Origin of the sequence: Castellaniella sp. (genome assembly GCF_034007085.1) — a bacterium.
Classification (GTDB): domain Bacteria; phylum Pseudomonadota; class Gammaproteobacteria; order Burkholderiales; family Burkholderiaceae_B; genus Castellaniella.
Window position 1 is genome coordinate 1 of record NZ_JAVERO010000003.1, and the last position, 22,144, is coordinate 22,144.

Below are 22,144 nucleotides of genomic sequence, written 5' to 3' on the forward strand. Positions count from 1 at the left end.
GCGGTGGCGGCGCGTCTGGCAGCTGGTAAATGCACCCCGGCGCTACAGCGCAGCAAACAGCGCCTGGGCCATGGCACCGACCAGGGCCTCGCGACGGGCGTCCGGCACAGGATCCTCGCCGATCGATGACCATGCTGGATGGCCCCGGGCTTCGTCCAGCATGCGCTGCACATCCGGCGGCAGGCGCCGCAGGGGTTCGGGCGGGGTAGTAGCGGCGTCGGTCTCGGCGGCGGCCTGCCCCCCCTGATCCTGGGTCACATCCGGCCCGCTGTCACCCGTCCCTGACCCGGCAGGTTCAGGCCCTGGCGGCGTCAGCAGGTCACCGTCGATAGGCCGCATGGCCGCATGTCCCCGGCATTCCAATGCCCGCACCAGGGCCAATTGCCGCAATCCCAGCAGATGCAGGACCGGATCATCCACCGTCATTTCGGTATTGCCCGCCAGCCGGCCCACCAGGCGCTTGCCCCACTGGCTGGCGCCCTGCCAGGCGCCGCCGATGGCAGCACCCAGCAACGCAGCCGTCCCCAGGCTCAGCCCCCCGGTCAACACATCGATGGTGGCACCCGCCATGGCGCCTGTGGCCAGGCCTTTGCCAACCTGGATGCCGAACGTGCGCAGCGCCTGGGGATTGAACAGATCCATGCCCCAGCGTTCGCCTTCCAGCGGCAAAGGGTGGTGAGGAAACGTCATCTTGCTGAAACGGTAGCGTTTCAGCAGCGCATGCACGCAATCCTGTTCCCGGTCACGGGTACGCTTGCGCAATCCCAGGGTGATGGTGGCCATGTCGGTCGGATCTTGGGAACAGGGCAACCGCAGTGCGGCCGCATCCACCAGCAGTTCGGCGATCAGGCGCGTGGCATCCTGCAGCCGCCGCAGTCGCTGCTGGCCCAGATCGGCACGCAGGGCCTGCAAGGCGACGGCATGGTGGTCCAGCATCAAGGCCAGACGATCCAGCAACTGGCCCTCGCCATCCAGCGCAGGCGCGACGGTATCGAAATCTACCGTGGCATGCAGGCCCAGACGGGCCAGCGCATCGCGCCAGGCAGCCGTGTCCGACAACGCCGCGCGAGTGAAATTCAGCACTGGCAGAATGGGCCGGCCGCACGCGGCCAGCAACATCAATTCGTCGCGATGCTTGGGCAGGACCGGGTCCCGGGTATCGATGACGTACAGGGCCGCGTCGGTCTTCAGCACCGCATCCAGGACCCGGCATTCCTGCTCGAACCGGCCAGCGGCCTCGGGGCTGTCCAGCAGCGCGCGGATGCGTTCCGGGCCATCGTGCCGTTCCTGGGGCGGTGACAACTGATCCAGGTAATCCAGGACACCCATGGCGTCTTCCAGACCCGGCGTGTCTCGCAACACCAGGATGGCCTGGCCAGTCTCGGTCAGCAGCTGGGCGCTTTCGACATGGCGGGTAGTCCCGGGGCGGTCCGCGACTTCGCCAAAGGATTCATCACGCAGCAACGTGCGCAGCAACGAAGTCTTGCCGGTGTTGGTATGGCCGACGACCGCCAGGTCGATGGGTTTCGAAGCGTCAGTCATGGCGGGGGGGTTCCGATGTGTTCGAGCCAGCTGTCCAGGCTGACGGCCTGGGCAACGGCCTGTTGCGACAGGAGATCCTGCCAGGCCTGCACGCGCTGCGGTGATCCACCGAGGCACAGGACGCGCAGGTCGGGGCAGGATCGGCGCAATTCGTCCAGCCAGGCGGCAGCAGCCCGGTCCGGGGTCAGGCGCGCATCACACACGAGCAGCAAGTGCGCAGGCGGCGGGTTCAACAACCCACGGATGCGCGCGCGGTCTGCACGGCTGTTGCAGCGCCCCAGATCAGCCACCCCTGGCGGCAATCCATCCGGTGGCCAGGCCAGGTCGGGCCCCAGTTCGTAGGCCAGCACCGCTGACCGACCACCGTGCGCCGTGGGTGGCGGTACGGCAGGATCGGCTGCGCGCCCCTCGGCTGGCGCCGGACGGTCGATTCCCAGGCTGACATGAGTGGGCATCAGGCGCTCACGCAGATCCAGCCAACCCGGCAGACCCGGATCGACCGCCAGCCCGGCCAGACGGCGCCGCAGACACAGAATGCAGACGGCCAGCGCCAGCAGCCGCGGCAGCAGTCCCCAAGCGATGACGCTGCCGACCAGCCACAGGGACCAGTCGGCCTGAACGCCTGCGGCCAGTGGCTGGACACCCAGGCTGGCGGCGACCTGAGCATCATCGGGCGCCGGAAAACCCAGCAGCCCGGGCAGCCAACCCAGCGCCTGGGTCACACTCACGAATGCATCCGGCGAGAGCAGGGTGGTTTCCCAATGAAACGTGTATCGGCGTGCGCTCAACAGCAGCAGCAATGTGGGCACCGCCCCCAGGAAAGCGGCGGTCCAGGCACCGTGGCTGATCAGCCCGATGGCCATTTTCCAGGACCGCGCCCGGCCCAGCAAAGACAGGAATGCCTGGGCCGCCAGGGCGGCATCCGGCCCCCGGACCAGGCGCTGCGTCAACCAGAGCCACAACCGTGACAGCGCGGTTGAGTCAGGCAACCCCGGCAACCAGCCAGCCAGCCAGATCAGAAAGGTCAGCGCATGCAGGCCCAGCATCCCCAGCAGAGCCAGGGCCAGATTGACCTGCCCCGGCCCCAGGACGGCAGCCGCCGTGCCGATACCCGCCAGACACGCGCACAGCCACAGGATGGCCAGCGCCCAGCGAGCGCCGACTGACCACTGGATCAGGCGGTCGTGCAGTTCACCGTGTTCAGCCAGCCAGGCAGCCCGCGCCAGGATGCGGCCCTGGAGATCGGCCGGGAGACGCAGCGCCGCTTGGCAGGCAGCGCGATCTTCCAGTGGTCCCCAGTGGGCTTCCCGCAAACGCACGGCCTCGGCCTGCCAGTACTGAAGCAACGGACTGGCGGCGAGATCGGCAGTGGACAGGGGGCGACTCCTCATGGGGGCACAAGTGATTGAAAACAGGATGATACCGAGTTTTACCGGCTCCGGGCGCACTGGTGCGGAAAGGCGTTCAGCCATTCTGCCGGCGTGCCGCCGGCCCGTGCGCCTTGCGCATGCTGGCCGGCGGCACGCCCATGGCCTCGCGGTACTTGGCCACGGTACGCCGAGCGATCACCACCCCCTGGTCCGCCAGCAATTGCGCCAGGCGCATGTCGGACAGCGGCTTGCCAGCCGGTTCTGATTCCAGCAGCGTGCGCATCAACGCCTGCACGGCCAAGGCCGAGGTTTCCTCTCCCGAGCGGGTCTGCACCACGGTGCCGAAAAAGAATTTCAGTTCGTGTACCCCCCAGGGGGTCTGCGCGTATTTCAAGCGTGTGGCGCGAGAAATCGTCGATTCGTGGAGTTCGAGCGCCTGCGCGACCTCTCGCAGAGTAAGCGGCCGCAATGCTGCCACGCCAGACTCCAGAAAGCCCCGCTGGTGCCGGGCGATATATTCGGCCACCCGCAGGATCGTCTGCCGTCGCTGGTCCAGGCCATGGATCAAACTGCGCGCCTGGCGCACCCGGTCACGCAGATCGGGCGACAGATCCTGGCCCGCCAGGCCATCCACCAATTCCGGGTTCAGCCGGACACGGGGTTCGATGGCCGGATTCAGGCTGACCTGCCAACCGCCTGCCGTGCGATGGAACAGCACGTCGGGCACCACATAATGGATGGGACCTGTCTGCCAGGCGCCCGCAGGCCGGGGATCCAGGCGCCGCAGGGCACGGTGGGCGGCATCCAGCAATGCACGATCGCAGGCCAGTGTTTCGCACAGCCGCCCCCAACGGCCCGCGCCCAGGTCCTCCAGATGGTCCGTCAACCGACGGGCGCAGGCCAGCACGTCTGCTGGCCACTCGCCAGCGCGCGCGTCCAGCTGCAAGCGAAGACATTCCGACAGATCGCGCGCGCCCACCCCGGGGGGATCGAAAGACTGCAACAAGCGCAACGCCGTGTGCCATTCTGCGTCCTCGATGTCCAGTTCTGGGGGCAGGCCGGCCGCCAGGGCTGCCGGATCGAATTCCAGGTAGCCGCGTTCATCCAGTTCGCCCATCAGCCGGATCACCAGCAGGCAATCGCGTTCGGTGGCGCGGGTGGCATGCAGTTGCAGCAGCAGATGATCGACCAGGCTGGTGGGCTGGCCGGGTTCCGGCAAATCATCGGGCAGGGCGGCGCGCGCAGGTTGCGACCAGAGGCGGTCCAGCCGTTCTGCCTGGGCCGCCGATTCCGGATCCGGGTCGATGCGTTCAAGCAGCGGATTGTCAGCCAGCGCCTGGGCGATTTCCTGGTCCAGTTCCTGGGATGAGCATTGCAGCAAGGCCAGCGCCTGGCGCAACTGCGGCGTCAGCGCCAGGTGCTGATGCTGGCCCAGTTCCAGGGATGGTTGCACACGCATGTTCAACTTAAAATAAGGCTCATGAAACCAGAACGCAACGAATCCCCCAGCCGTCAGGACCACGCGCTGCTGCGCAAGGTTCTGCTCAAGCTCACCGCCACGTCCAGAATTCTTGCGGCGGTCCTAGTCGTGACGGTCGCCCTGATCTGGTATGACGCGCTGAACCGGCTGCTGGCGTTCGGCAACGGTATCGATTATGCCGGAAACCGTATCGTGGGGGCGGAAGCCACCGCCCTGCTGCAGCGCTACAACCCCTATTTCTGGGGCGCACTGGCCACACTCTGTTCCCTGCTGCTGGCCTATCTGACCTGGCTGGCCGTGCGCGCGATTCTGGTGCGCGCACGCCTGCGGCCTGTCGATGCCACGTCCTTTCAGCAGCTGTCCAGTCAGCTGTCGGGCGCTGCGCTGGACGTGCTGCTGTGGGCCTGGCAGACGCGCGACGAACCCCTGCGCGTGGGCGATCTGATGCTGACCCGGACCGAACTGTCCGCCGGCCGCGCCGCCCGCCTGCATCGGGCGGCCGAACAACTCGCTATCCTGGAAAACGCTCGCCAGCGATCCTAGCGGCGCGCAGGGCAGGGCTCAGACGGACGGACCCTCCACAGGGCCACTAAGGATATTAATGATAATAATTATCATAATCATTGATTGATTTGGCTGGTTCTTCTATAGTGTGGCTCCGCCAGAACGGCGGACACGCCTGCCATTCACCCACACATCCTTGCCACACACCATGACCGCATTCCGCCCGCCCTGTCACTGATCCATACAGGGAGCCTGAACAATGAACCATCCGATCACAGGCCGGGGGAAAGCACCCACCGCGCCGCGCGTTGGCACGCGCGCGCTGACGTTGGCATCCAGTCTGCTGCTGGCGGCTGGCGCCGCCAGCGCGCAGGACGCCAGCCCGCCACACACCACCTGGCTCGACACCATCACCGTGACGGGCACACGCACCGAGACATCCGTCATGCACAATCCCGCCTCGGTCTCGGTCGTTGGCCAGGATCAACTCGAACGCCAGGCCCCGGAAAGCATCGCCGATCTGGTGCGCGACGTGCCCGGGGTCGAAGTCGTCGACGCGTCCGCACCGGGCATGAAACGCCTGCGTATCCGGGGCGAGTCCTCGCACCGCGTGACCATTCTGGTGGACGGCCAGGAAATCACCGACCACAGCGACTACGGCACGCCCATCCTGGTGGACCCGGCCAATGTCGAACGCATCGACGTCATCCGCGGCCCTGCCTCGGTGCTGTACGGCGCCAAGGCCATCGGCGGCGTGGTCAACATCATCACCAAGCGCGGCGCACCCAGGCCGATCCAGCTGGAAACGGGCACCAGCTACTATTCCGGCACGCGTGGCTGGCAGGGCTGGGCCGCCGTATCCGGTACCGTGGGCGATTTCGACTATCGCCTGTCGGGCAGCGCCGACCGCCACCACGACCGCGCCGTGCCCAATGGCCGCTACACCCAGGACGGCCGCCTGGACGGGTCCAGCTACCGCGACAGCGACCTGGCGCTGCATCTGGGCTACACCTTCGGCACACACCGCAACCACTATCTGGCGCTGAAGGCCGAACAGCACATCCTGAGCACGGACAGCTGGACGGATCCAGGCTACCTGCAGGGACCGATCCGCGATTTCCGTATCGAACTGCCCAAGCGCGACCTGCGCAAGATCGGGCTGTACTACGACGCCAGGGACCTGAGCCCCGTGGTACGGAAGATCCACGTGGACGCCTACCGCCAGACCGTGGACCGGCTGTTCGAAAACCGGGTCGAGGTGCAGCCCGTCTTCTTCATGAACGTCAAGAACACCGCCACATCGGACGACCGCAACCTGAACTACGGCGGGACTGCACAGGTCGATCTGGCCCTGCACCCCGATCACTACACCATCGTCGGCGCGCAGTACCTGATGGACGACCTGGACACCCGCAAGAACAGCATCACGACCACCCGCCGGACGATTCCATTCCCTTCCACGACAGTAAAGAGACACCCAACGCATACCCGTGCCTCGATCCAGACGGCTTCGCTGTACGCCCAGGATGCGTGGTCCTTCGCCCAGGATTTCAAACTGACAGCGGGCCTGCGTTATTACCATGTGCGTTCAAGCCTGGACGAAACCACCAACACCGCATTGGCGGGCCAGGGCGACCGCACCACCGGTCGCCTGGTCAAGTCCCTGGGCCTGACCTGGAATGGCCTGGCGCACACGACGCTGCGCGCGCTGTATTCCGAAGGCTACACGACCCCCACCCTGATGCAGCTGTACAGCGACACCACGGCCGGCAGCGGCTCGCCGACCCGCGCGAATCCCGACCTGAAACCCGAGACCTCGCAGAACTACGAACTGGGCGCCCGCTACCAGCATGCCGGTGTGGTCCTGGATGCGGCGGTGTTCTACACCCAGGCCAAGGACTACATCAGCACCACATCATGCGTCTCGGCAGGCACCTGCCCGCCAGGCCACGCCGCCAGCGACCGCACCTACATCAACGCCGACCGCGCCGACACCCACGGCATCGAACTGGCCGCCGAATACGCGCTGCCCGGCACGGGTTTCACGCCCTATGTCTCCGGCGCCTGGACGCGACGGGAACTGAAATACGCCCGCTATTCGACCCGCGACAGCGGCGTGCCGGCCTTTTCGGGCCGCACGGGGGTGCGCTACGACACGACGCTGTACGGCGCCGATGTCTGGGCCGACCTGTTCGTGCGCGCCGCCACGGCGATCAGGCAGGCAGAAAACGCGACCCACAGCGAACGCCTGCCGGGCTGGGGCACGCTGAATCTGGCCTTCGGCGGCACGCATGGCAAGGACCGCAAGGTGCAGGTCAGCGTGCAGTTCAACAACATCCTGGACAAGGAATACCGTTCTGCGTTCGATTCCCTGCCGGGCACCGGCCGCAATGTGGAAGTCACCCTGCGCACCACATTCTGAGCCGGACTCCGCGCGCGGCCGCCAGCCCGGTCGGCCGTTGCGCCAGCGCCGCATCCGCGCGCGCCGGGTCGGCCTGCGACTGCGATCGCCCGGCGAAATATCCGTGAAAACTTGCCAAACGCCTCGAAATGTGTTTGACTTTCACCTATGAACGTCACGCACACCGCCTTTTTTGACACCCTGCAGCGCCCTGCTGCCGGGCGTGTGCGTGCGTCTTGCCTCCTCTCCCTGTCGGGCCTACTGCTGCTAACGATCGGTTGCCGGGCCTAGCGCCGCGTGGCAGTTCGGCAGCCTGTTTCGCCACATCCGTACATTTCCGCGCCCGTGATCCGGGCGCATCCGCCCAGACAGGTACCGACATGATCAAGAACCCCGCCGACAAATACGTCCCGTTCGTCCCGTTCACGCGCGACTTCGCCGAACGCACCTGGCCCAGCCGCCGCATCTCCGCCCCGCCGATCTGGATGAGCACCGACCTGCGTGACGGCAACCAGGCGCTGATCGAACCCATGAGCGTGGAACGCAAGCTGCGTTTCTTCGAACAACTGCTGAAGATCGGCTTCAAGGAAATCGAGGTCGGCTTCCCGTCCGCGTCCCAGACCGACTTCGACTTCGTGCGCAAGCTGGTCGACGAAAAACGCATCCCCGACGACGTCACCATCATCGCCCTGACCCAGTCCCGCGAAGACCTGATCCAGCGCACGGTCGAAGCCTGCGCGGGCGCGAAACACGCCATCGTCCACCTGTACAACGCCTGTGCGCCGGCCTTCCGCAAGATCGTCTTCCGCATGAGCCGCGACGAAGTCCGCACCATCGCCATCGAAGGCACCCGGATGGTCAAGGCTGCCATGGCCAAGCATCCGGAAACCCACTGGCGTTACGAATATTCACCAGAAGTCTTCAGCACCACTGAGCCCGATTTCGCGCTGGAAGTCTGCAATGCCGTGGTCGAGACCTGGCAGCCGACCGTCCAGGACAAGATCATCCTGAACCTGCCGGCCACCATCGAAGCCACCACGCCCAATCTGTACGCCGACCAGATCGAATGGATGCACAACAATCTGGCGCAACGCGACCGGATCATCCTCAGCGTCCACCCGCACAATGACCGGGGCACGGCCGTGGCCGCCGCCGAATTCGCCGTCATGGCCGGCGCCGACCGCATCGAAGGCTGCCTGTTCGGCAATGGCGAGCGCACCGGCAACGTGGACCTGGTCACTCTGGCGCTGAATCTGTACACCCAGGGCATCCACCCGGGCCTGGACTTCTCGGACATCGACGAAGTCCGCCGCTGCGCCGAATACTGCAACCAGTTGCCCGTGCACCCACGCCATCCCTATGCCGGCGATCTGGTCTTCACGGCCTTTTCCGGTTCGCACCAGGACGCCATCAAGAAAGGCTTCGCGGTGCGCCAGGAAGGCACCGTCTGGGAAGTCCCCTACCTGCCCATCGATCCGGCCGACCTGGGCCGCAGCTACGATGCCGTCATTCGCGTCAACAGCCAGTCCGGCAAGGGCGGGGTGTCCTTCCTGCTGGAACAGGAACACGGTCTGGTCCTGCCGCGCCGCCTGCAGATCGAATTCAGCCGGGCGATCCAGCGCGTCACCGACGAAACTGGCCGCGAGGTCACGCCCCAGGACGTGTTCGAGATCTTTTCCAGCGAATACCTGGATCGCGAAGCGCCGATGAAACTGATCCGGCACCGCATCACCGGCAGCCCCAAGACTACCGGCCAGAAGCAATTCATGATCGAGGTCGAACTGGAAGTCGACGGCCAGGTCCGCCACCTGTCGGGCCAGGGCGACGGCGCGATCTCGGCCTTCATCGCGGCCCTGGACATCGATGCGCGTGTGATGGACTACCAGGAACACGCCATCGGCACCGGCACCGATACCCGCGCGGCGTCCTACATCGAAATGCGCATCCAGGATTCTGCCAGCGGCTACGGCGTCGGCATCCACGAGGACATCGTGACCTCGTCTTTCCTGGCCATCCTGAGCGCGGTCAACCGCCACGCGGCGGCAGGCGGCAGCATCCAGCCCCGCGCCTCGGCCGCAGCCTGATCCAGAACGCAGCAACGCACATCCCGCATGGGGTGTGCGTCATGCGACATCTCAGCGCCAGCGGGCAGCGCTGTCCCCCTATCCCGGGGTTTCATGGCACCACAAGCGCCCGCCTCACCGAACCTCGTCCTACCGGGCGGGGTTTTTTCAATACACGATCGCCAGCCCCGGCAGATCCACCGTCACGCGGGGTTTTTCCAGCGCCTGGATGGCATGGCCGGCAAATTCCTGGGCCAGTTCCGGCTGCGAGGACAAACGGCTGTAGCCCAGGCTGTCGGCCACGCCCAGGATCTTGTCCAGCAGCAGCACCTTGCCGCTGACCCGCAGGGGCTCGCATCCCATGGATTCCCAGGTCTGCTCGAACCATTCACGGGCGGCATGGGCCCGCTCGGCATCCACCGGCGCATCAACGGTCAGTTCCAGTGAGCGATGGGCATCGAAAATCACGATCACGTGTCCCTGCATGGGGTGTCTCCAAGAGTGAAAGGCGTGAATTTACCAGGATGGGGCGGGTTCCCAAGTGACATCCTCGCCCTTTTCACGGGCCAGGCGCAGCATGGTCAACAACGGCCAGGCCCGACGACGCATGCCGACCGGCTGGGCAATGGGATGTTCGGCCGTGTCGTCGTGATCCCCGGAAGGATCGTCATGCCCGGGATCGGCGGCGACCAGCGCCTCGATGCCGGCGATGGCGGCGTCCAGTTGTTCCCGGGTGATGACGCCGCGTTCCGGCACGCCGGGCGCATCGAACGTCTTGCCGGCGGCCAGCAGAATGGGCCGGGCATGCTGGGCAAACATCAGGACTTCCGCTGCAGATTTCGACTGGAACAAAATGAGCATGATGGACTTCCCGCAATGGACACATTCATACACTAACCGATCTTCAACCTCCCTGCCAAGCGACACAATGAGCGTCCCGACAGGAGGTTCTCATGCCCGCAACCCGTGCCCGGCACCGCTGGCCGGCCCGACTGGCCAGCCTGCTGCTGACGCTCTCGTCCTGGTCCCTGCCGCCGTGCGCGCTGGCCGCCAACCTGAGCTGTCCCGTGCCACAGATTCAGACGCCCTGCGGCGCAGGGCCGGCCCGCGGACCGGGAGCGGAACCCGCCCCCGATTCGGGCCTGACCAACCCCGTGCATCTGGCGACCGGCGAGAAATTCCTGCGGGAAACCGATCTGCCCGCACCATTCACGGACAGCCACCCATCCTTCATCCGCCTGTACCGCTCGGGATCCACCGTAGACGGGCCGCTGGGTCGGGGCTGGACCAGCGAATACGACATCCGCCTGCATCCCATCCAGACAGGCTGGCGCCTGGACCTGCCCGACGGCCGCCGCGTGCATTTCGACCCACGGGGTCGGGGCGCCAGTCCCGCCGATGGCCGCATCCTGGCGCCGGCCTCGAAACAGGACGCACCTCTGGCGTGGCAGGGCACCGACGGAGGGCAGCTGCGTTTTGACGCACAGGGCCAGCTGCAGACCATCACGACACCCGGACGGCCCGATATCGTCATCGAGCGCTACATCAACGGCCCGCTGGCCGGCCTGATCCAGGAAATCCGCCGCGGCACGGCCGCACTGCGCCTGGACTACGACACCGCACCACCCCGCCCCCGCCTGCGCGCGCTGGACACGCCGCTGGGCATATTCCGATACACGTATGCGCCCGCCAGCGACACTGGGGCAGCGCACGCCGCCCCAGCCACCCCATGGATGCAGCTGATTGCCGTGCAACGCCCCGACGGCATGCGCCGCCGTTATCACTATGAACCCGAGCGGCAGTCAGGCCACCAGGCCGCAATCACCGGCATCACGCTGCAAGCCGCCGATGGCCGGCGCTGGCGCGCCCGCAGCTGGACCTACGACACCCTGGGTCGCGTCATCCAGGCCATTCCCGGCGCCCCAGGCACAACGACAGGCCAACTGGATCTCCGCTACCCGAACGATCCATCCGGCACCGGCGCGACCCGGATTCAGTCGCTGGCCGGCATGGTCGAGGTCGAGCACAGAGTGCATGGCCATCGGACCGTGCCGCACACCGTCCGCTCGACCGCCTGCGCCGCCTGCCCGGAGACCATCCGGCACATCGGGTACGACACGCAAGGCCGGCTGAGCGCCATTGAAGGCCTGCGCATCCACCGCACACCAGACGGTTCGATCCGCGCACTGGAACAAACGCACGGCGGCTGGCCCGACCTGCGCCTGGACTACCGGCCCGACGGCCGCCTGGCGCGCTGGTCCAGCCGGCTGAGCGGTACGACCCGGCTGGCACATGATGCGCAAGGCCGCCTGGCGCTCATGCGCCTGGCCGATGGCAGGCGCCTGGACATCCAGCGCGACAGCATTGGCCGCCCCGTGCGGCTGCTGCACACCATGCCGGGGCAGCCGCCACTGGATATCGGCCTGCGCTGGCGAGGCGACCACCCCATCCGGCTGACACACCCCGCCGAATCCGAGTCCCTGACGCATGATGAACACGGCCGGGTGACGGCCCGGGCCATCACCCGACCCCACCCACAGGGCACGCTGGACTATCGGGAACAGTTCAGCTACGACATGCACGGGCGACTGGTGCGCCATGATCTGCCCGAAGGCGGTGCGCTGCACTACGCCTGGTCCGCCTCGGGACGCTTGGCCCGGCTGGACTGGGAAGCAGCCGACGGCACGCGCCGTACCGTCATCGACTCGGTCCCGGGCAGTGCCGGCTACCGCTACGGCAACGGCCTGTGGCTGAGCACGGCCACCGGGACAGACGAGCGGGCCGATACGCTGGTCCTGGCCGACGGGCCGCGCATCCTGTGGGGCGAACGGCGGCACCACGACGCACGTGGCCGGGTCACGCGCCAGACCACCTGGCTGGCGTCTGGACACTGGCAGCAGCAGCGCCTGGCCCACGACGCACAGGATCGCCTGATCGGATTCCAGGATGACACGACCCGGACCTGGCTGGCCTGGCACGAAGACGGCAGCCTGGCCGCCCGCCACGACCAATCCACCCGGACTGGCACCGCCCCCGGCCCACTGCCCGCCATCCCCCGCAACACGGCTGGCCGGCCCTTGGCCGTCGGCGCCAGGACGCTGCGTCACCAGGCCCAGGGCAGGGTGGCCGAGGTCCTGGAAAACGGCCGGCCCCTGGCCCGTTATGTCTACAACGCCCGGGGGCAGCGCATCCGCACCATCCAGGATGGCCAGGAGACGGAACGCTATTACCTGGACAACCGCCTGGCGGCGATCTGGCGGCGGCCTGCCTCGGCGCCGCCGCACGCGCCGTCCTTTGGCGTCACCCAGCGCTATCTGTACGCCAATGAGGTCCCGGTCGGCCTGCTGCAGACTGACGCAGACGGGCGCACGCACCTGATCTACCTGCACGCCGACCTGCTGGGCGCCCCCGTTCTGGCCACCGACGATGACCGCGCAATCCGCTGGGCGGCCCGCTACGACGCGCTGGGCCGCGCAACCCGCCTGGACGGCGACCTGGATCTGCCGCTGCGCCGGCCCGGCCAGGACGAAGACCCGGCAACCGGCTGGCACGACAATGTCTTCCGTACCTTCCTGCCCGGGCGCGGCCACTATCTGGAACCCGACCCCCTGGGGCCGCTGCCCGGCCAGCAGGCCCTGGGCTACGCGGCCCAGCAGCCCTTGCGCCACGTCGATCCCCTGGGCCTGATCCTGCTGGCCTTCGACGGCACACGCTACGGCCCGCGCAATCAAGGCAACGTCTGGAAGCTGGCCCAGATCTATGAAGACGGCCCGGCCTACTACCACGCCGGGCCGGGCAACAGCTACTACATCGACTGGGATGCGATCACGGCCGCCAGCAGCCGCCAGATTCTGAAAAACCAATGGCAATCCCTGCTGAACGCCCTGGACCGGGCGCAGGGCAGCGCCACCCCGGTACCCATCGACATCCTGGGCTATTCGCGCGGCGCTGCCCTGGCCCGCGATTTCGCCAACCGCATCGCACGCCATACTCGCAACGGCTGGTTTTCCTACGACGACCCGCTGCGCGGGACCATCGGCCTGTGCGTCGACCTGCGCTTCCTGGGCCTGTTCGACACCGTGGCGCAGTTCGGACTGCTGGGCGCAGCCAACGCCGGCTTCGACCTAGGCATCGGCGGTGCCTGGCACTGGGTGGCGCATGCGGTGGCGCTGCACGAACTGCGCGCCCTGTTCCCTCTGGTCTCGGCTGCCGGGAACACCGGCAATACCGTCGAAGCCCCCTTCATCGGCGCCCACGCCGACATCGGCGGCGGTCTGCTGCTGGACGAACAGATGCAGCCCATCGCAGACGGCGACCTGTCGGACGTGGCCCTGAACTGGATGCGCTGGCAGGCCCTGGCCGCTCTGGTGCCCCTGGCGGAACTGGCGCCAGAGGATCGAACCGTGACTCACCCGCTGCTGCACGACGAACGCAGCCCCGCGCTGCGCCTGCTGAAAGGGGACCGACCCCTGCAGGATGCTGCTACGCAGACAATCGGCCCGCAGGGTGCGGACCCGCGTCTGGGGGATGCCCAGCGGCGCATCGTCGAAGCCTTCATCCGCCGCGCCGACGGCGCGGATGGCAACCCAGGATCGGTGGCCGGCACGGTCGACATGACAGCTTACGGCGCCTGGCTGGAAGCCGAACTGGGGCTGCCCATGATGTGAAATCGGGCTATCATTTCGCGATACCCTCAGATACGGACACCATGCTACCCGAGCACCACACCCGGCTCAGTGCCATCCTGCGCTCCGTCCTGGACACGCTGATCCCCGGCCAGATCCCGGACATCACCCTCGAACGCCCCAAGGTCGCCGCCCATGGCGACGTGGCCAGCAACGTCGCCATGCAGGCCGCTCGCGCGGCGCGGCGCAACCCACGCGAACTGGCCCAGGCCGTCGTGGCCGGCGTCCTGGCGCACCCGGACGCCACCGGCCTGATCGCCTCGGCCGAGGTCGCGGGGCCAGGCTTCATCAATTTCCGCCTGTCGGCTGCGGCCCACCAGGCTGTCCTGAAGACCATCCAGGCCCAGGGCGAACGCTATGGCCATCGCCCCCAGAATACCGACCGCGTGCTGGTGGAATTCGTCTCTGCCAATCCGACCGGGCCGCTGCACGTGGGCCACGCCCGCCAGGCAGCGCTGGGGGATTCCATCTGCCGCCTGTTCGCCACGCAGGGCGCCCAGGTCTCGCGCGAGTTCTACTACAACGACGCCGGCAATCAGATCCACAACCTGGCCATCAGCGTCCAGGCGCGGGCGCGCGGCATCGAACCCGACGACCCGCGCTTTCCGGCCGATGGCTACCGAGGCGAATACATCCAGGACATCGCCCGCGACTACCTGGCCCGCGCCACGGTCCAGGCCAGTGACGGCGACCCGGTCCAGGCGACCGGCGATCTCGACGATCTGGACGCCATCCGGCGCTTTGCCGTCGCCTACCTGCGCCGTGAACAGGACCTGGACCTGCAGGCCTTCGACCTGCGCTTCGACCACTACTACCTGGAAAGCTCGCTTTACACCAGCGGCCGTGTCGACCGCACGGTCCAGGCCCTGATCGACGCCGGCCATACCTACGAACAGGACGGCGCGCTGTGGCTGCGCACCACCGAATTGGGTACGGGCGACGACAAGGATCGCGTCATGCGCAAGTCCGAAGGCGGCTACACCTATTTCGTGCCGGACGTGGCCTACCACGTCACCAAATGGGAACGCGGCTTCCATCACGCCATCAACATCCAGGGCACCGACCACCACGGCACCATTGCCCGCGTGCGCGCCGGCCTGCAGGGCCTGGGCCTGGGCATCCCGGTCGACTACCCGGCCTATGTGCTGCACAAGATGGTGCGCGTCATGCGGGACGGCGCCGAGGTCAAGATCTCCAAACGCGCCGGCAGCTACGTCACGCTGCGCGACCTGATCGACTGGGTCGGTCGTGACGCGGTGCGGTTTTTCCTGGCCCAGCGCCGCGCCGACTCCGAATTCGTGTTCGACATCGATCTGGCGCTGTCGCACAGCGAGGAAAACCCGGTCTACTACATCCAGTATGCGCACGCCCGCATCCATTCCCTGCTGCGCCAGCACGACGCCGGCGGCCAGGGTGCAGCCGCAGATCCATCCCTGCTGACTGCCCCCACCGAAATCGCGCTGCTGCAGCGCCTGGCCGAATACCCCAGCGTGCTGACACAGGCCGCCCACGAACTGGCCCCGCACCAGCTGGCCTTCTGGCTGCGCGACTGTGCAGCCGATTTCCATGCCTGGTACAACGCGGAACGCATCCTGGTCGACGACCCCGCCCTGGGGGCCGCCCGCCTGCGCCTGGCGCGCGCCACCGCCCAGGTGATCGCCAACGGCCTGGGCCTGCTGGGGGTCAGCGCCCCCGAACGCATGTAACGCCATGGCTACCCGCAAGAAATCCTCCTCGCGGTCCGGCAGCGCCTGGTTCGGCCTGATTCTGGGCATGGTTCTGGGCGTTGCGGCCGCCGTGGCCGTGGCCCTGTTCGTCACCAAGGCTCCCATGCCCTTCAAGGACAAGGCCAGCCGCAACGCCCCGACCACCCTGCTGCCGGACGTCAAGAACGCCCCGGACCCGAACATCGCCCTGTACGGCAAGGACGGTCCGGCTGGCACCCGTTCGACCGCCCAGGGCGGCAGCGCCATCAATCCGCCAGCGCCGGCTCCTGAACCCGGCACGGCCCCCGACAACCCCCTGTCCGACGCCATCGGTCAGATCATCGCCGGGCTGGACAAACCCGAATCCAAGCCCCTGCAGGCCCCGGCCCGCACCCCGGCTGCACCCCAGGCCAGCCAGCCCATTCCGCCCCCACCGCCACCGCCGCCCGCTGCCCGGCCTGCGCCTGGCACGCAGACCACCTATTACCTGCAGACCGGCGCGTTCCGATCCCAAAAAGAAGCCCAGGCCATGCTGGCCCGGGTCGTGCTGCTGGGCCTGCCGGTACGCATCGAAACCGGCGAATCCAACGGTGCCCCCATCAACCGCGTGCGCGTCGGTCCATTCAAGGGCATCGACGAAATGAACCGCGCCCGAACCCGCCTGGGCGACGAAAAGATCGAATCGACGGTCGTCCGCCCCTGACCCATCTTTCAAAGGACCCTCTCATGCAGACCTCCTTGTTTTCCCGACTGATCTCGGGCCTGGTCCTGGGCCTGGCCGCACTGGCCATGGCCCCTGCCCAGGCAGCCCCCTATGACACCCTGGATCCGGTCCAGCCGTCGGACACCCCGGGCAAGATCGAAGTCCTGGAATTCTTTTTCTACACCTGCCCGCACTGCCATCAGATCGAGCCACTGATCGAACAATGGCGCAAGACCCTGCCGGAAGGGGTGGCCTTCAAGAGCGTGCCGGTCGCCTTCAACGCCGGCATGCGCGACATGCAGAAGCTGTACTACACCCTGGAAGCCCTGGATCGCCTGGACCTGCAACCGGCGGTCTTCAAGGCCATTCACGAAGACAACCAGGATCTGACCCAGGCCCGGAACATCATCGACTGGGCCGTCGCCCAGGGGCTGGATCGCCAGACCTTCACCGACACCTTCAATTCCTTCGGGGTGCAGACCAAGGTCACCCGGGCCGACGAACTGACCAGGTCCTACCATGTCGAAGGCACACCCGCGATCGCCATCGGCGGCCGCTACCGGACATCCCCCGCGCAAACCGGCACCTACCAGGGCGCCATCGACGAAGCGGACAAGCTGGTCAAACAGTTGCTGGCGGGAAAACAATAAGACTGGCCAGGACCACTCTGCCCTGCCTATTTTGTCCGGCTCCACATGGAGCCGGAATTCGCTCGCCGGTACAATCGGTTTGATGTGAGGCCCTGTTTGAGAGCGCTCCGAACAAACCCAGGCGATCCGCAATATGCCCGTCAATCTTGACAAGCCGCACCTTTGGAAGACTGATGTGGCGGCGTCGGTCGACATGTACAACCGCTGGTTCATGGATTTTGCGCCGGTCGTTTTTCGCGACACGCGCGTCCAAACCACGCAAAGCGTGAAAGATGCGCTTCGCGCCACTGCCCATCTGACCGATGTTCAACCAGCACTGCTGCGTCAGCACCCCGGGATCCTGCCGACACTCCGAATGTCGATGTGCCCTCCGCTCGCTGTAGACCGGCTCATCGGCTTATCTGGCGTCTCGCCGAATCTCGTCAAATGCATGGAGAAAGAACAACGGCTGCCGGTGCGAATGTCCAGCGCCAAAGCAGATCATGAGCTTGGCAAGATCGCCGCCGTGATCGAACGCCTGGCCGACCCGGATATCTTCGTCTGGCTCGCTCGCGAGGCACCGGCTACCAACGCCGAAATTCATCGGGCAGCAACCATCATCGCCGACAGACTGTGCGGCGCCGTGACGAACCCGATCATTCGCAACGCACAGGAGCAACGGCAACTTACCGTGATCCAGACCTATCTGGAGCAACACGGCTACAGGCGGCTTCCTCCCGGAGATGGCGCCAAATTCGACACCATGCCTCCCGGGACGTTCAGCTTCCGAATGAACGTCCCAATCAGACAAACGACCGGCACGCAAACTATCAACATCCCTGTTGATGCGGTCATCATGCCGAAGACGGCAAAGCACGGAAATCTACCGCTGTTCTTCGAGGCAAAATCCGCAGGCGACTTCGCCAACACCAACAAGCGGCGCAAGGAAGAAGCGGTCAAGATGGCCCAGCTTCGCCATACCTATGGCCCCAACGTACGCTTCAACCTGTTCCTGTGCGGCTATTTCGATAGCGGTTATCTGGGCTACGAGGCTGCGGAAGGCATCGACTGGGCGTGGGAACATCGCATCGATGATCTGTCATTGTTCGGGATATGACCATGATTCGCAAGACCGAGACAAGCGACTCCGTGGAGAAACGGCGCCTGACCCTCCAGGCGGAACTCGACGGCAGCAAGACGCAGGCCGAACGAAACAGGCTTGGTCAATTCGCCACACCCACCCGGCTTGCTCACGACATACTCGCCTACGGCTTGCATCTGCTGCCCAAAACCGAAGCCGTGCGCTTCCTCGACCCCGCCATCGGTACAGGCTCCTTCTACTCGGCCTTGCGCTCGACTCGCGGACGATATTCTGTCGCCTGGGCGCGTGGTTTTGAAATTGATCCTCACTACGGCAATCCTGCCCAGAAGTTCTGGCGAGACACTCCGCTCGACATTTCTCTCTCGGACTTCACCCAGGAAAAGCCCCCATCGCACAATGCAGACAAGTCGAACCTGCTCATCTGCAATCCCCCCTATGTGCGGCACCATCACATCGGCAGCGACGACAAGCGCCGCCTGCAAAACGCTGCACGAGAGGCCGCCAACATCGAAGCCTCTGGGCTATCAGGGCTTTATTGCTATTTCCTGGCGTTGTCACATCGCTGGATGAGCGAAGGCGGCATCGCCGGATGGCTCATCCCCAGCGAATTCATGGACGTGAACTATGGCAAAGCCCTCAAGGCGTACCTGCTGCGGGAAGTCACGTTGCTGCATATCCATCGGTTTGATCCCAACGACGTGCAATTCGACGACGCGCAGGTGTCTTCCGCCGTCGTATGGTTCAAGAAACAAAACCCGCCCCCAGGCCACCAGGTCACCTTTTCCTTTGGTGGCACACTGCAAAAACCCTCACTGGTGAAAAAAGTAGCGATCAATGAACTGAAAGCCACAAGCAAATGGACTCGGTTCCCCCATCAAAACACTGAGCTCACGCAGGAGGGCTACCGGCTCGGTGACCTTTTTTCGATCAAGCGAGGCCTCGCCACAGGAGACAATGACTTCTTCATCCTGGACGAAGACCGGGCCATTGCGCTCGATATTCCATCCCAGTTTCTACGACCTATCCTACCGAGCACCCGGTACGTCAGAGACAACGAAATCATGGCGGATGAACACGGAATCCCTTTACTCGAAAAGCGCCTGTTCCTGCTCGACTGCAACCTGCCGGAACATGAAGTGCAGCGCAAGCATCCAACGCTATGGGCCTATCTTCAAACCGGACGGGACCGTGTTGCGCAACGCTATCTCTGTCGATCACGGCGTCACTGGTATGCCCAGGAGCGCCGACCGGCCGCTCCCATTGTCTGCACCTACATTGGCCGTAGCGATCACGGCGGAAAGCCTTTCCGCTTCCTGCTGAACCACAGCAAAGCAACCGCGACGAATGTGTACCTCATGCTTTATCCGTCCCCCCTGTTGATGAGCAGGCTCCAGAACGCGCCTGCCACGCTGTATGCGCTATGGCATGCGCTCAACGCCATCGACAGCACTGTTCTGCTCGGCAACGGCCGTGTATACGGCGGAGGGATGCATAAACTGGAACCCAGAGAACTGGCCAATGTGCCAGCCAACGATCTTGCTGCGCTGGTGGGTCTCGACGAGAAACGCGCGGCAAGGCAGTTGGAACTCGAAGCGATGGCATTGCTCTGACAGCCTATCGAAACATCCACAGGCCCTAGGCGCGCCCGGCAACCTCGAACGCCTGGGCCAGATCTGCGATCAGATCGGCCGGATCTTCCAGGCCGATGTGCAGGCGCAGCACCGTGCCGGCCTTCATGCGTTCGTCGGCCAGCGACGTCCAGTAGCCGTGCGCGGCCAGGGCAGCAGGTTCGACCTGCGTGACCAGGCTTTCGTAGCCCCCCCAGGAATAGCCGATCCCGAACAGCCGCAGCCCGTCGATCAGGCGGCGTACCTGGGTAGTGTCAAAATCCACGGCCACGGACAGCAGGCCGTTGGACCCCGTTGCGTCACGCCGCCACAGGGCGTGGCCCGCGTCATCCGGCCACGCCGGGAAAAAGATCCGCGACACCTGTGGCTGGGCAGCCAGCCAGCGGCAGACTTCCAGCGCATGTTCCGCGCAGGCGCGCAGACGCACCCCCAGGGTGCGCGCCCCACGCAGGGCCAGCCAGGCATCATCGGCGCTGACAGTGCTGCCCAGGGCATAGTGGGTCTCATGCAGCCGGCCGATCAGGGCCGGATCGCGCGCCACGGCTGCGCCCAGCATCAGGTCGGAATGCCCGCCCACGTACTTGGTCGCCGCGATCACGGACACATCGGCTCCAAGCGCCAGGGGACGGTAGAGATAGCCCGAACCCCAGGTATTGTCCGCCACCACGGTCAGACCGTGTTCATGCGCCCAGCGCGTCAGGGCAGGCAGATCCAGCATTTCCATCAGCAGCGAACCCGGAGATTCCAGATACAGCACCCGGGTCTGGGGCCGCAGCGCAGCTTGCAGGCTGGCGAGATCGCCATGCACGAAGTCCATGGCCACGCCCATGCGCGACAGAACGGTCTTGTGGAAGTAGCGCACCGGCCCATACACGGAATCCACGACCAGCGCATGATCGCCCTGGCCCAGCAAGGCCATCAACGCCATGCTGATGGCCGCCATGCCCGACGGCGCCAGGAATGCCCGTTCACCGCCTTCCAGTTGGCACAGCAGGGTTTCCAGGGCCTCGTGGGTCTGCAGGCCGACCCGGCCATAGGTGGGCACGCGCTCGCCGCGCTGCTTGGCTGCCTGCGCACGGTCCAGCACGTCCATGGAGGCAAAACGCACCGTGCTGGTGCGATAGGACGGCAGGGCCACCGGCCCGGAACCCGTGGCGGGATCCAACGGGGCCTGGCCGATGTGCTGCAGCACAGTGTCGATACGATCGGAATCGTGGCTGTTCATGGCGTGGGGCAGAAGTCTTACACACGTTGAAAGCGGTACACCCCGTCCTCGCCCAGGCTGCGCCGCAATTTTCCCTGGAAGTATAGGGCGTGCAGATGAGCGATGGATTCCCCCATGGCAAAGGACAGCTGGTGCAGGTCGAGCTTGCGATGAAACAGCACAGGCAGCAGATCATGGGCGCTGCGCGGCTGGTCACAGGCGGCCAGGACCTCGGCCAGGCGTTCGGCATGGTGCGCCCGCTGCTGGGCGACGCGCTGATGCAGGCCCAGGAAAGGCCGGCCATGGGACGGCAACACCAGAACGTCCTCGGGCAGGGCATCGTAGGCGGACAGCGAATCCAGATACAAGCGCAGGGGATCGGCCTCGGGTTCCAGATCGAACACACTGACGTTGGTGGAAATGCGCGGCAGCACCATATCGCCCGAAATCAGCACCCCCGGATCCGGACACCACAGCGAGACATGCTCGGGCGCATGCCCATAGCCGACGATGACCTGCCAGTTGCGGCCACCGATGGGCACTGCCTGGCCGTGCATCAGACGATGGAAACGGGGCGGCACGTCAGGCACCAGGCGGGTGTAGTAGTCATGGCGCGCACGGATCAGGTCCTGCGCCTGGGGATCGACCAGGCCATGGCGGGCGAAGTGCCGCACGGCCGCGCCGCCGGCCGGGCCGCTGCCCTCGACCGAGGAGTCGGACACAGAAGTCCCCGCCCACTGCCGGGCCAGTGCGTAGTCGGTCATGGACATCCACAGTGGCACTTGCCAACGGGCGCACAACCAATGGGCCAGTCCGACATGGTCCGGATGCATGTGCGTGACCAGCACGCGCAGTACCGGCAGGCCGTCCAGCGCCTGCTTGAACACGGCTTCCCAGCAGTCCCGGACCTCGGCCCGATCGATGCCGCAATCCACGACCGTCCAGCCCTCGCGACCATCGATGCGGTCGCGCAACAGCCACAGATTGATGTGGTCCAGCGCGAAAGGCAGCGGCATGCGGATCCAGCGCACGCCATCGGCCACGTCACGCGCATGGCCAGGTTCGGGCAATGCATCGCCCCAGGGATAGTCCAGTTCGTTTTCCAACGGGTTCATTCCGTGTCTCCT

At 65.8% G+C, this 22,144-nt stretch carries 16 protein-coding genes; 9 read left to right on the top strand and 7 right to left on the bottom strand.

Going from position 1 to position 22,144, the window contains the following annotated elements; translation table 11 throughout:
• Positions 1 to 42: 42 nt before the first annotated feature.
• From RBR29_RS00655 to rpoN, 3 genes are all read right to left on the bottom strand, one after another.
• Entirely contained in the window at positions 43 to 1,542 is a 1,500-nt protein-coding gene (locus RBR29_RS00655; RefSeq protein ID WP_320346223.1) for a GTPase/DUF3482 domain-containing protein, read from the bottom strand.
• Positions 1,539 to 2,933, bottom strand: coding sequence for a DUF2868 domain-containing protein (locus tag RBR29_RS00660; protein ID WP_320346225.1), 1,395 nt, complete (start codon positions 2,931 to 2,933; stop codon positions 1,539 to 1,541). The genes RBR29_RS00655 and RBR29_RS00660 overlap by 4 nt, the downstream gene beginning before the upstream one ends.
• Positions 2,934 to 3,006: 73 nt before the next feature.
• Complete coding sequence (gene rpoN, locus RBR29_RS00665; protein WP_320346226.1) at positions 3,007 to 4,371, bottom strand: RNA polymerase factor sigma-54; 1,365 nt, start codon at positions 4,369 to 4,371, stop codon at positions 3,007 to 3,009.
• Between the two features lie 21 nt (positions 4,372 to 4,392).
• Here rpoN and RBR29_RS00670 point away from each other — a divergent pair, with 21 nt between their 5' ends.
• The 3 genes from RBR29_RS00670 to leuA all read left to right on the top strand — a co-directional run bounded on the left by RBR29_RS00670 (position 4,393) and on the right by leuA (position 9,381).
• The gene (locus tag RBR29_RS00670) at positions 4,393 to 4,935 is read left to right on the top strand and encodes a hypothetical protein (protein ID WP_320346229.1); all 543 of its coding nucleotides are present in this window, start codon (positions 4,393 to 4,395) and stop codon (positions 4,933 to 4,935) included.
• Between the two features lie 220 nt (positions 4,936 to 5,155).
• On the top strand, positions 5,156 to 7,318 hold the full coding sequence (locus RBR29_RS00675; RefSeq protein ID WP_320346231.1) for a TonB-dependent receptor: 2,163 nt from the start codon (positions 5,156 to 5,158) through the stop codon (positions 7,316 to 7,318).
• Positions 7,319 to 7,677: 359 nt separating this feature from the next.
• The gene (gene leuA, locus RBR29_RS00680; RefSeq protein ID WP_320346233.1) at positions 7,678 to 9,381 is read left to right on the top strand and encodes a 2-isopropylmalate synthase; all 1,704 of its coding nucleotides are present in this window, start codon (positions 7,678 to 7,680) and stop codon (positions 9,379 to 9,381) included.
• A 147-nt stretch (positions 9,382 to 9,528) separates the two neighbouring features.
• Here leuA and RBR29_RS00685 read toward each other — a convergent pair whose 3' ends face one another.
• Both RBR29_RS00685 and RBR29_RS00690 read right to left on the bottom strand, forming a co-directional pair.
• The gene (locus RBR29_RS00685; protein ID WP_320346235.1) at positions 9,529 to 9,846 is read right to left on the bottom strand and encodes a hypothetical protein; all 318 of its coding nucleotides are present in this window, start codon (positions 9,844 to 9,846) and stop codon (positions 9,529 to 9,531) included.
• A gap of 30 nt (positions 9,847 to 9,876) precedes the next feature.
• Complete coding sequence (locus RBR29_RS00690; protein ID WP_320346237.1) at positions 9,877 to 10,221, bottom strand: DUF1840 domain-containing protein; 345 nt, start codon at positions 10,219 to 10,221, stop codon at positions 9,877 to 9,879.
• A 92-nt stretch (positions 10,222 to 10,313) separates the two neighbouring features.
• Between RBR29_RS00690 and RBR29_RS00695 the strand changes: the two genes are divergently transcribed.
• From RBR29_RS00695 to RBR29_RS00720, 6 genes are all read left to right on the top strand, one after another.
• Positions 10,314 to 14,027 (top strand): DUF6531 domain-containing protein, encoded by a 3,714-nt coding sequence (locus tag RBR29_RS00695; protein ID WP_320346239.1) that lies wholly within the window; start codon positions 10,314 to 10,316, stop codon positions 14,025 to 14,027.
• Positions 14,028 to 14,068: 41 nt separating this feature from the next.
• Complete coding sequence (gene argS, locus RBR29_RS00700) at positions 14,069 to 15,751, top strand: arginine--tRNA ligase (RefSeq protein ID WP_320346241.1); 1,683 nt, start codon at positions 14,069 to 14,071, stop codon at positions 15,749 to 15,751.
• Positions 15,752 to 15,755: 4 nt separating this feature from the next.
• Entirely contained in the window at positions 15,756 to 16,454 is a 699-nt protein-coding gene (locus RBR29_RS00705) for an SPOR domain-containing protein (RefSeq protein ID WP_320346242.1), read from the top strand.
• A gap of 23 nt (positions 16,455 to 16,477) precedes the next feature.
• Positions 16,478 to 17,104, top strand: a complete 627-nt coding sequence (locus RBR29_RS00710) for a thiol:disulfide interchange protein DsbA/DsbL (protein WP_320346244.1) — start codon at positions 16,478 to 16,480, stop codon at positions 17,102 to 17,104.
• Between the two features lie 133 nt (positions 17,105 to 17,237).
• Positions 17,238 to 18,200 (top strand): XamI family restriction endonuclease, encoded by a 963-nt coding sequence (locus RBR29_RS00715; protein WP_320346246.1) that lies wholly within the window; start codon positions 17,238 to 17,240, stop codon positions 18,198 to 18,200.
• Positions 18,201 to 18,202: 2 nt separating this feature from the next.
• Positions 18,203 to 19,795: an Eco57I restriction-modification methylase domain-containing protein gene (locus RBR29_RS00720; RefSeq protein WP_320346248.1), complete on the top strand. Its 1,593-nt coding sequence runs from the start codon at positions 18,203 to 18,205 to the stop codon at positions 19,793 to 19,795.
• A 25-nt stretch (positions 19,796 to 19,820) separates the two neighbouring features.
• On the opposite strand, the gene RBR29_RS00725 is transcribed toward RBR29_RS00720, so the two are convergent.
• Entirely contained in the window at positions 19,821 to 21,038 is a 1,218-nt protein-coding gene (locus tag RBR29_RS00725) for a PLP-dependent aspartate aminotransferase family protein (protein WP_320346250.1), read from the bottom strand.
• Between the two features lie 17 nt (positions 21,039 to 21,055).
• Positions 21,056 to 22,132: an MBL fold metallo-hydrolase gene (locus tag RBR29_RS00730; protein ID WP_320346252.1), complete on the bottom strand. Its 1,077-nt coding sequence runs from the start codon at positions 22,130 to 22,132 to the stop codon at positions 21,056 to 21,058.
• Between the last annotated feature and the right edge of the window lie 12 nt (positions 22,133 to 22,144).

Bases quoted from the DNA above. Each gene is read 5' to 3' on its own strand.
- leuA (WP_320346233.1), top strand. From the start codon at position 7,678: ATGATCAAGAACCCCGCCGACAAATACGTCCCGTTCGTCCCGTTCACG.
- RBR29_RS00695 (WP_320346239.1), top strand. From the start codon at position 10,314: ATGCCCGCAACCCGTGCCCGGCACCGCTGGCCGGCCCGACTGGCCAGC.
- RBR29_RS00670 (WP_320346229.1), top strand. From the start codon at position 4,393: ATGAAACCAGAACGCAACGAATCCCCCAGCCGTCAGGACCACGCGCTG.
- RBR29_RS00730 (WP_320346252.1), bottom strand. From the start codon at position 22,132: ATGAACCCGTTGGAAAACGAACTGGACTATCCCTGGGGCGATGCATTG.
- RBR29_RS00720 (WP_320346248.1), top strand. From the start codon at position 18,203: ATGATTCGCAAGACCGAGACAAGCGACTCCGTGGAGAAACGGCGCCTG.
- argS (WP_320346241.1), top strand. From the start codon at position 14,069: ATGCTACCCGAGCACCACACCCGGCTCAGTGCCATCCTGCGCTCCGTC.
- RBR29_RS00705 (WP_320346242.1), top strand. From the start codon at position 15,756: ATGGCTACCCGCAAGAAATCCTCCTCGCGGTCCGGCAGCGCCTGGTTC.
- RBR29_RS00660 (WP_320346225.1), bottom strand. From the start codon at position 2,933: ATGAGGAGTCGCCCCCTGTCCACTGCCGATCTCGCCGCCAGTCCGTTG.
- RBR29_RS00710 (WP_320346244.1), top strand. From the start codon at position 16,478: ATGCAGACCTCCTTGTTTTCCCGACTGATCTCGGGCCTGGTCCTGGGC.
- RBR29_RS00685 (WP_320346235.1), bottom strand. From the start codon at position 9,846: ATGCAGGGACACGTGATCGTGATTTTCGATGCCCATCGCTCACTGGAA.
- RBR29_RS00715 (WP_320346246.1), top strand. From the start codon at position 17,238: ATGCCCGTCAATCTTGACAAGCCGCACCTTTGGAAGACTGATGTGGCG.
- RBR29_RS00675 (WP_320346231.1), top strand. From the start codon at position 5,156: ATGAACCATCCGATCACAGGCCGGGGGAAAGCACCCACCGCGCCGCGC.
- rpoN (WP_320346226.1), bottom strand. From the start codon at position 4,371: ATGCGTGTGCAACCATCCCTGGAACTGGGCCAGCATCAGCACCTGGCG.
- RBR29_RS00690 (WP_320346237.1), bottom strand. From the start codon at position 10,221: ATGCTCATTTTGTTCCAGTCGAAATCTGCAGCGGAAGTCCTGATGTTT.
- RBR29_RS00725 (WP_320346250.1), bottom strand. From the start codon at position 21,038: ATGAACAGCCACGATTCCGATCGTATCGACACTGTGCTGCAGCACATC.
- RBR29_RS00655 (WP_320346223.1), bottom strand. From the start codon at position 1,542: ATGACTGACGCTTCGAAACCCATCGACCTGGCGGTCGTCGGCCATACC.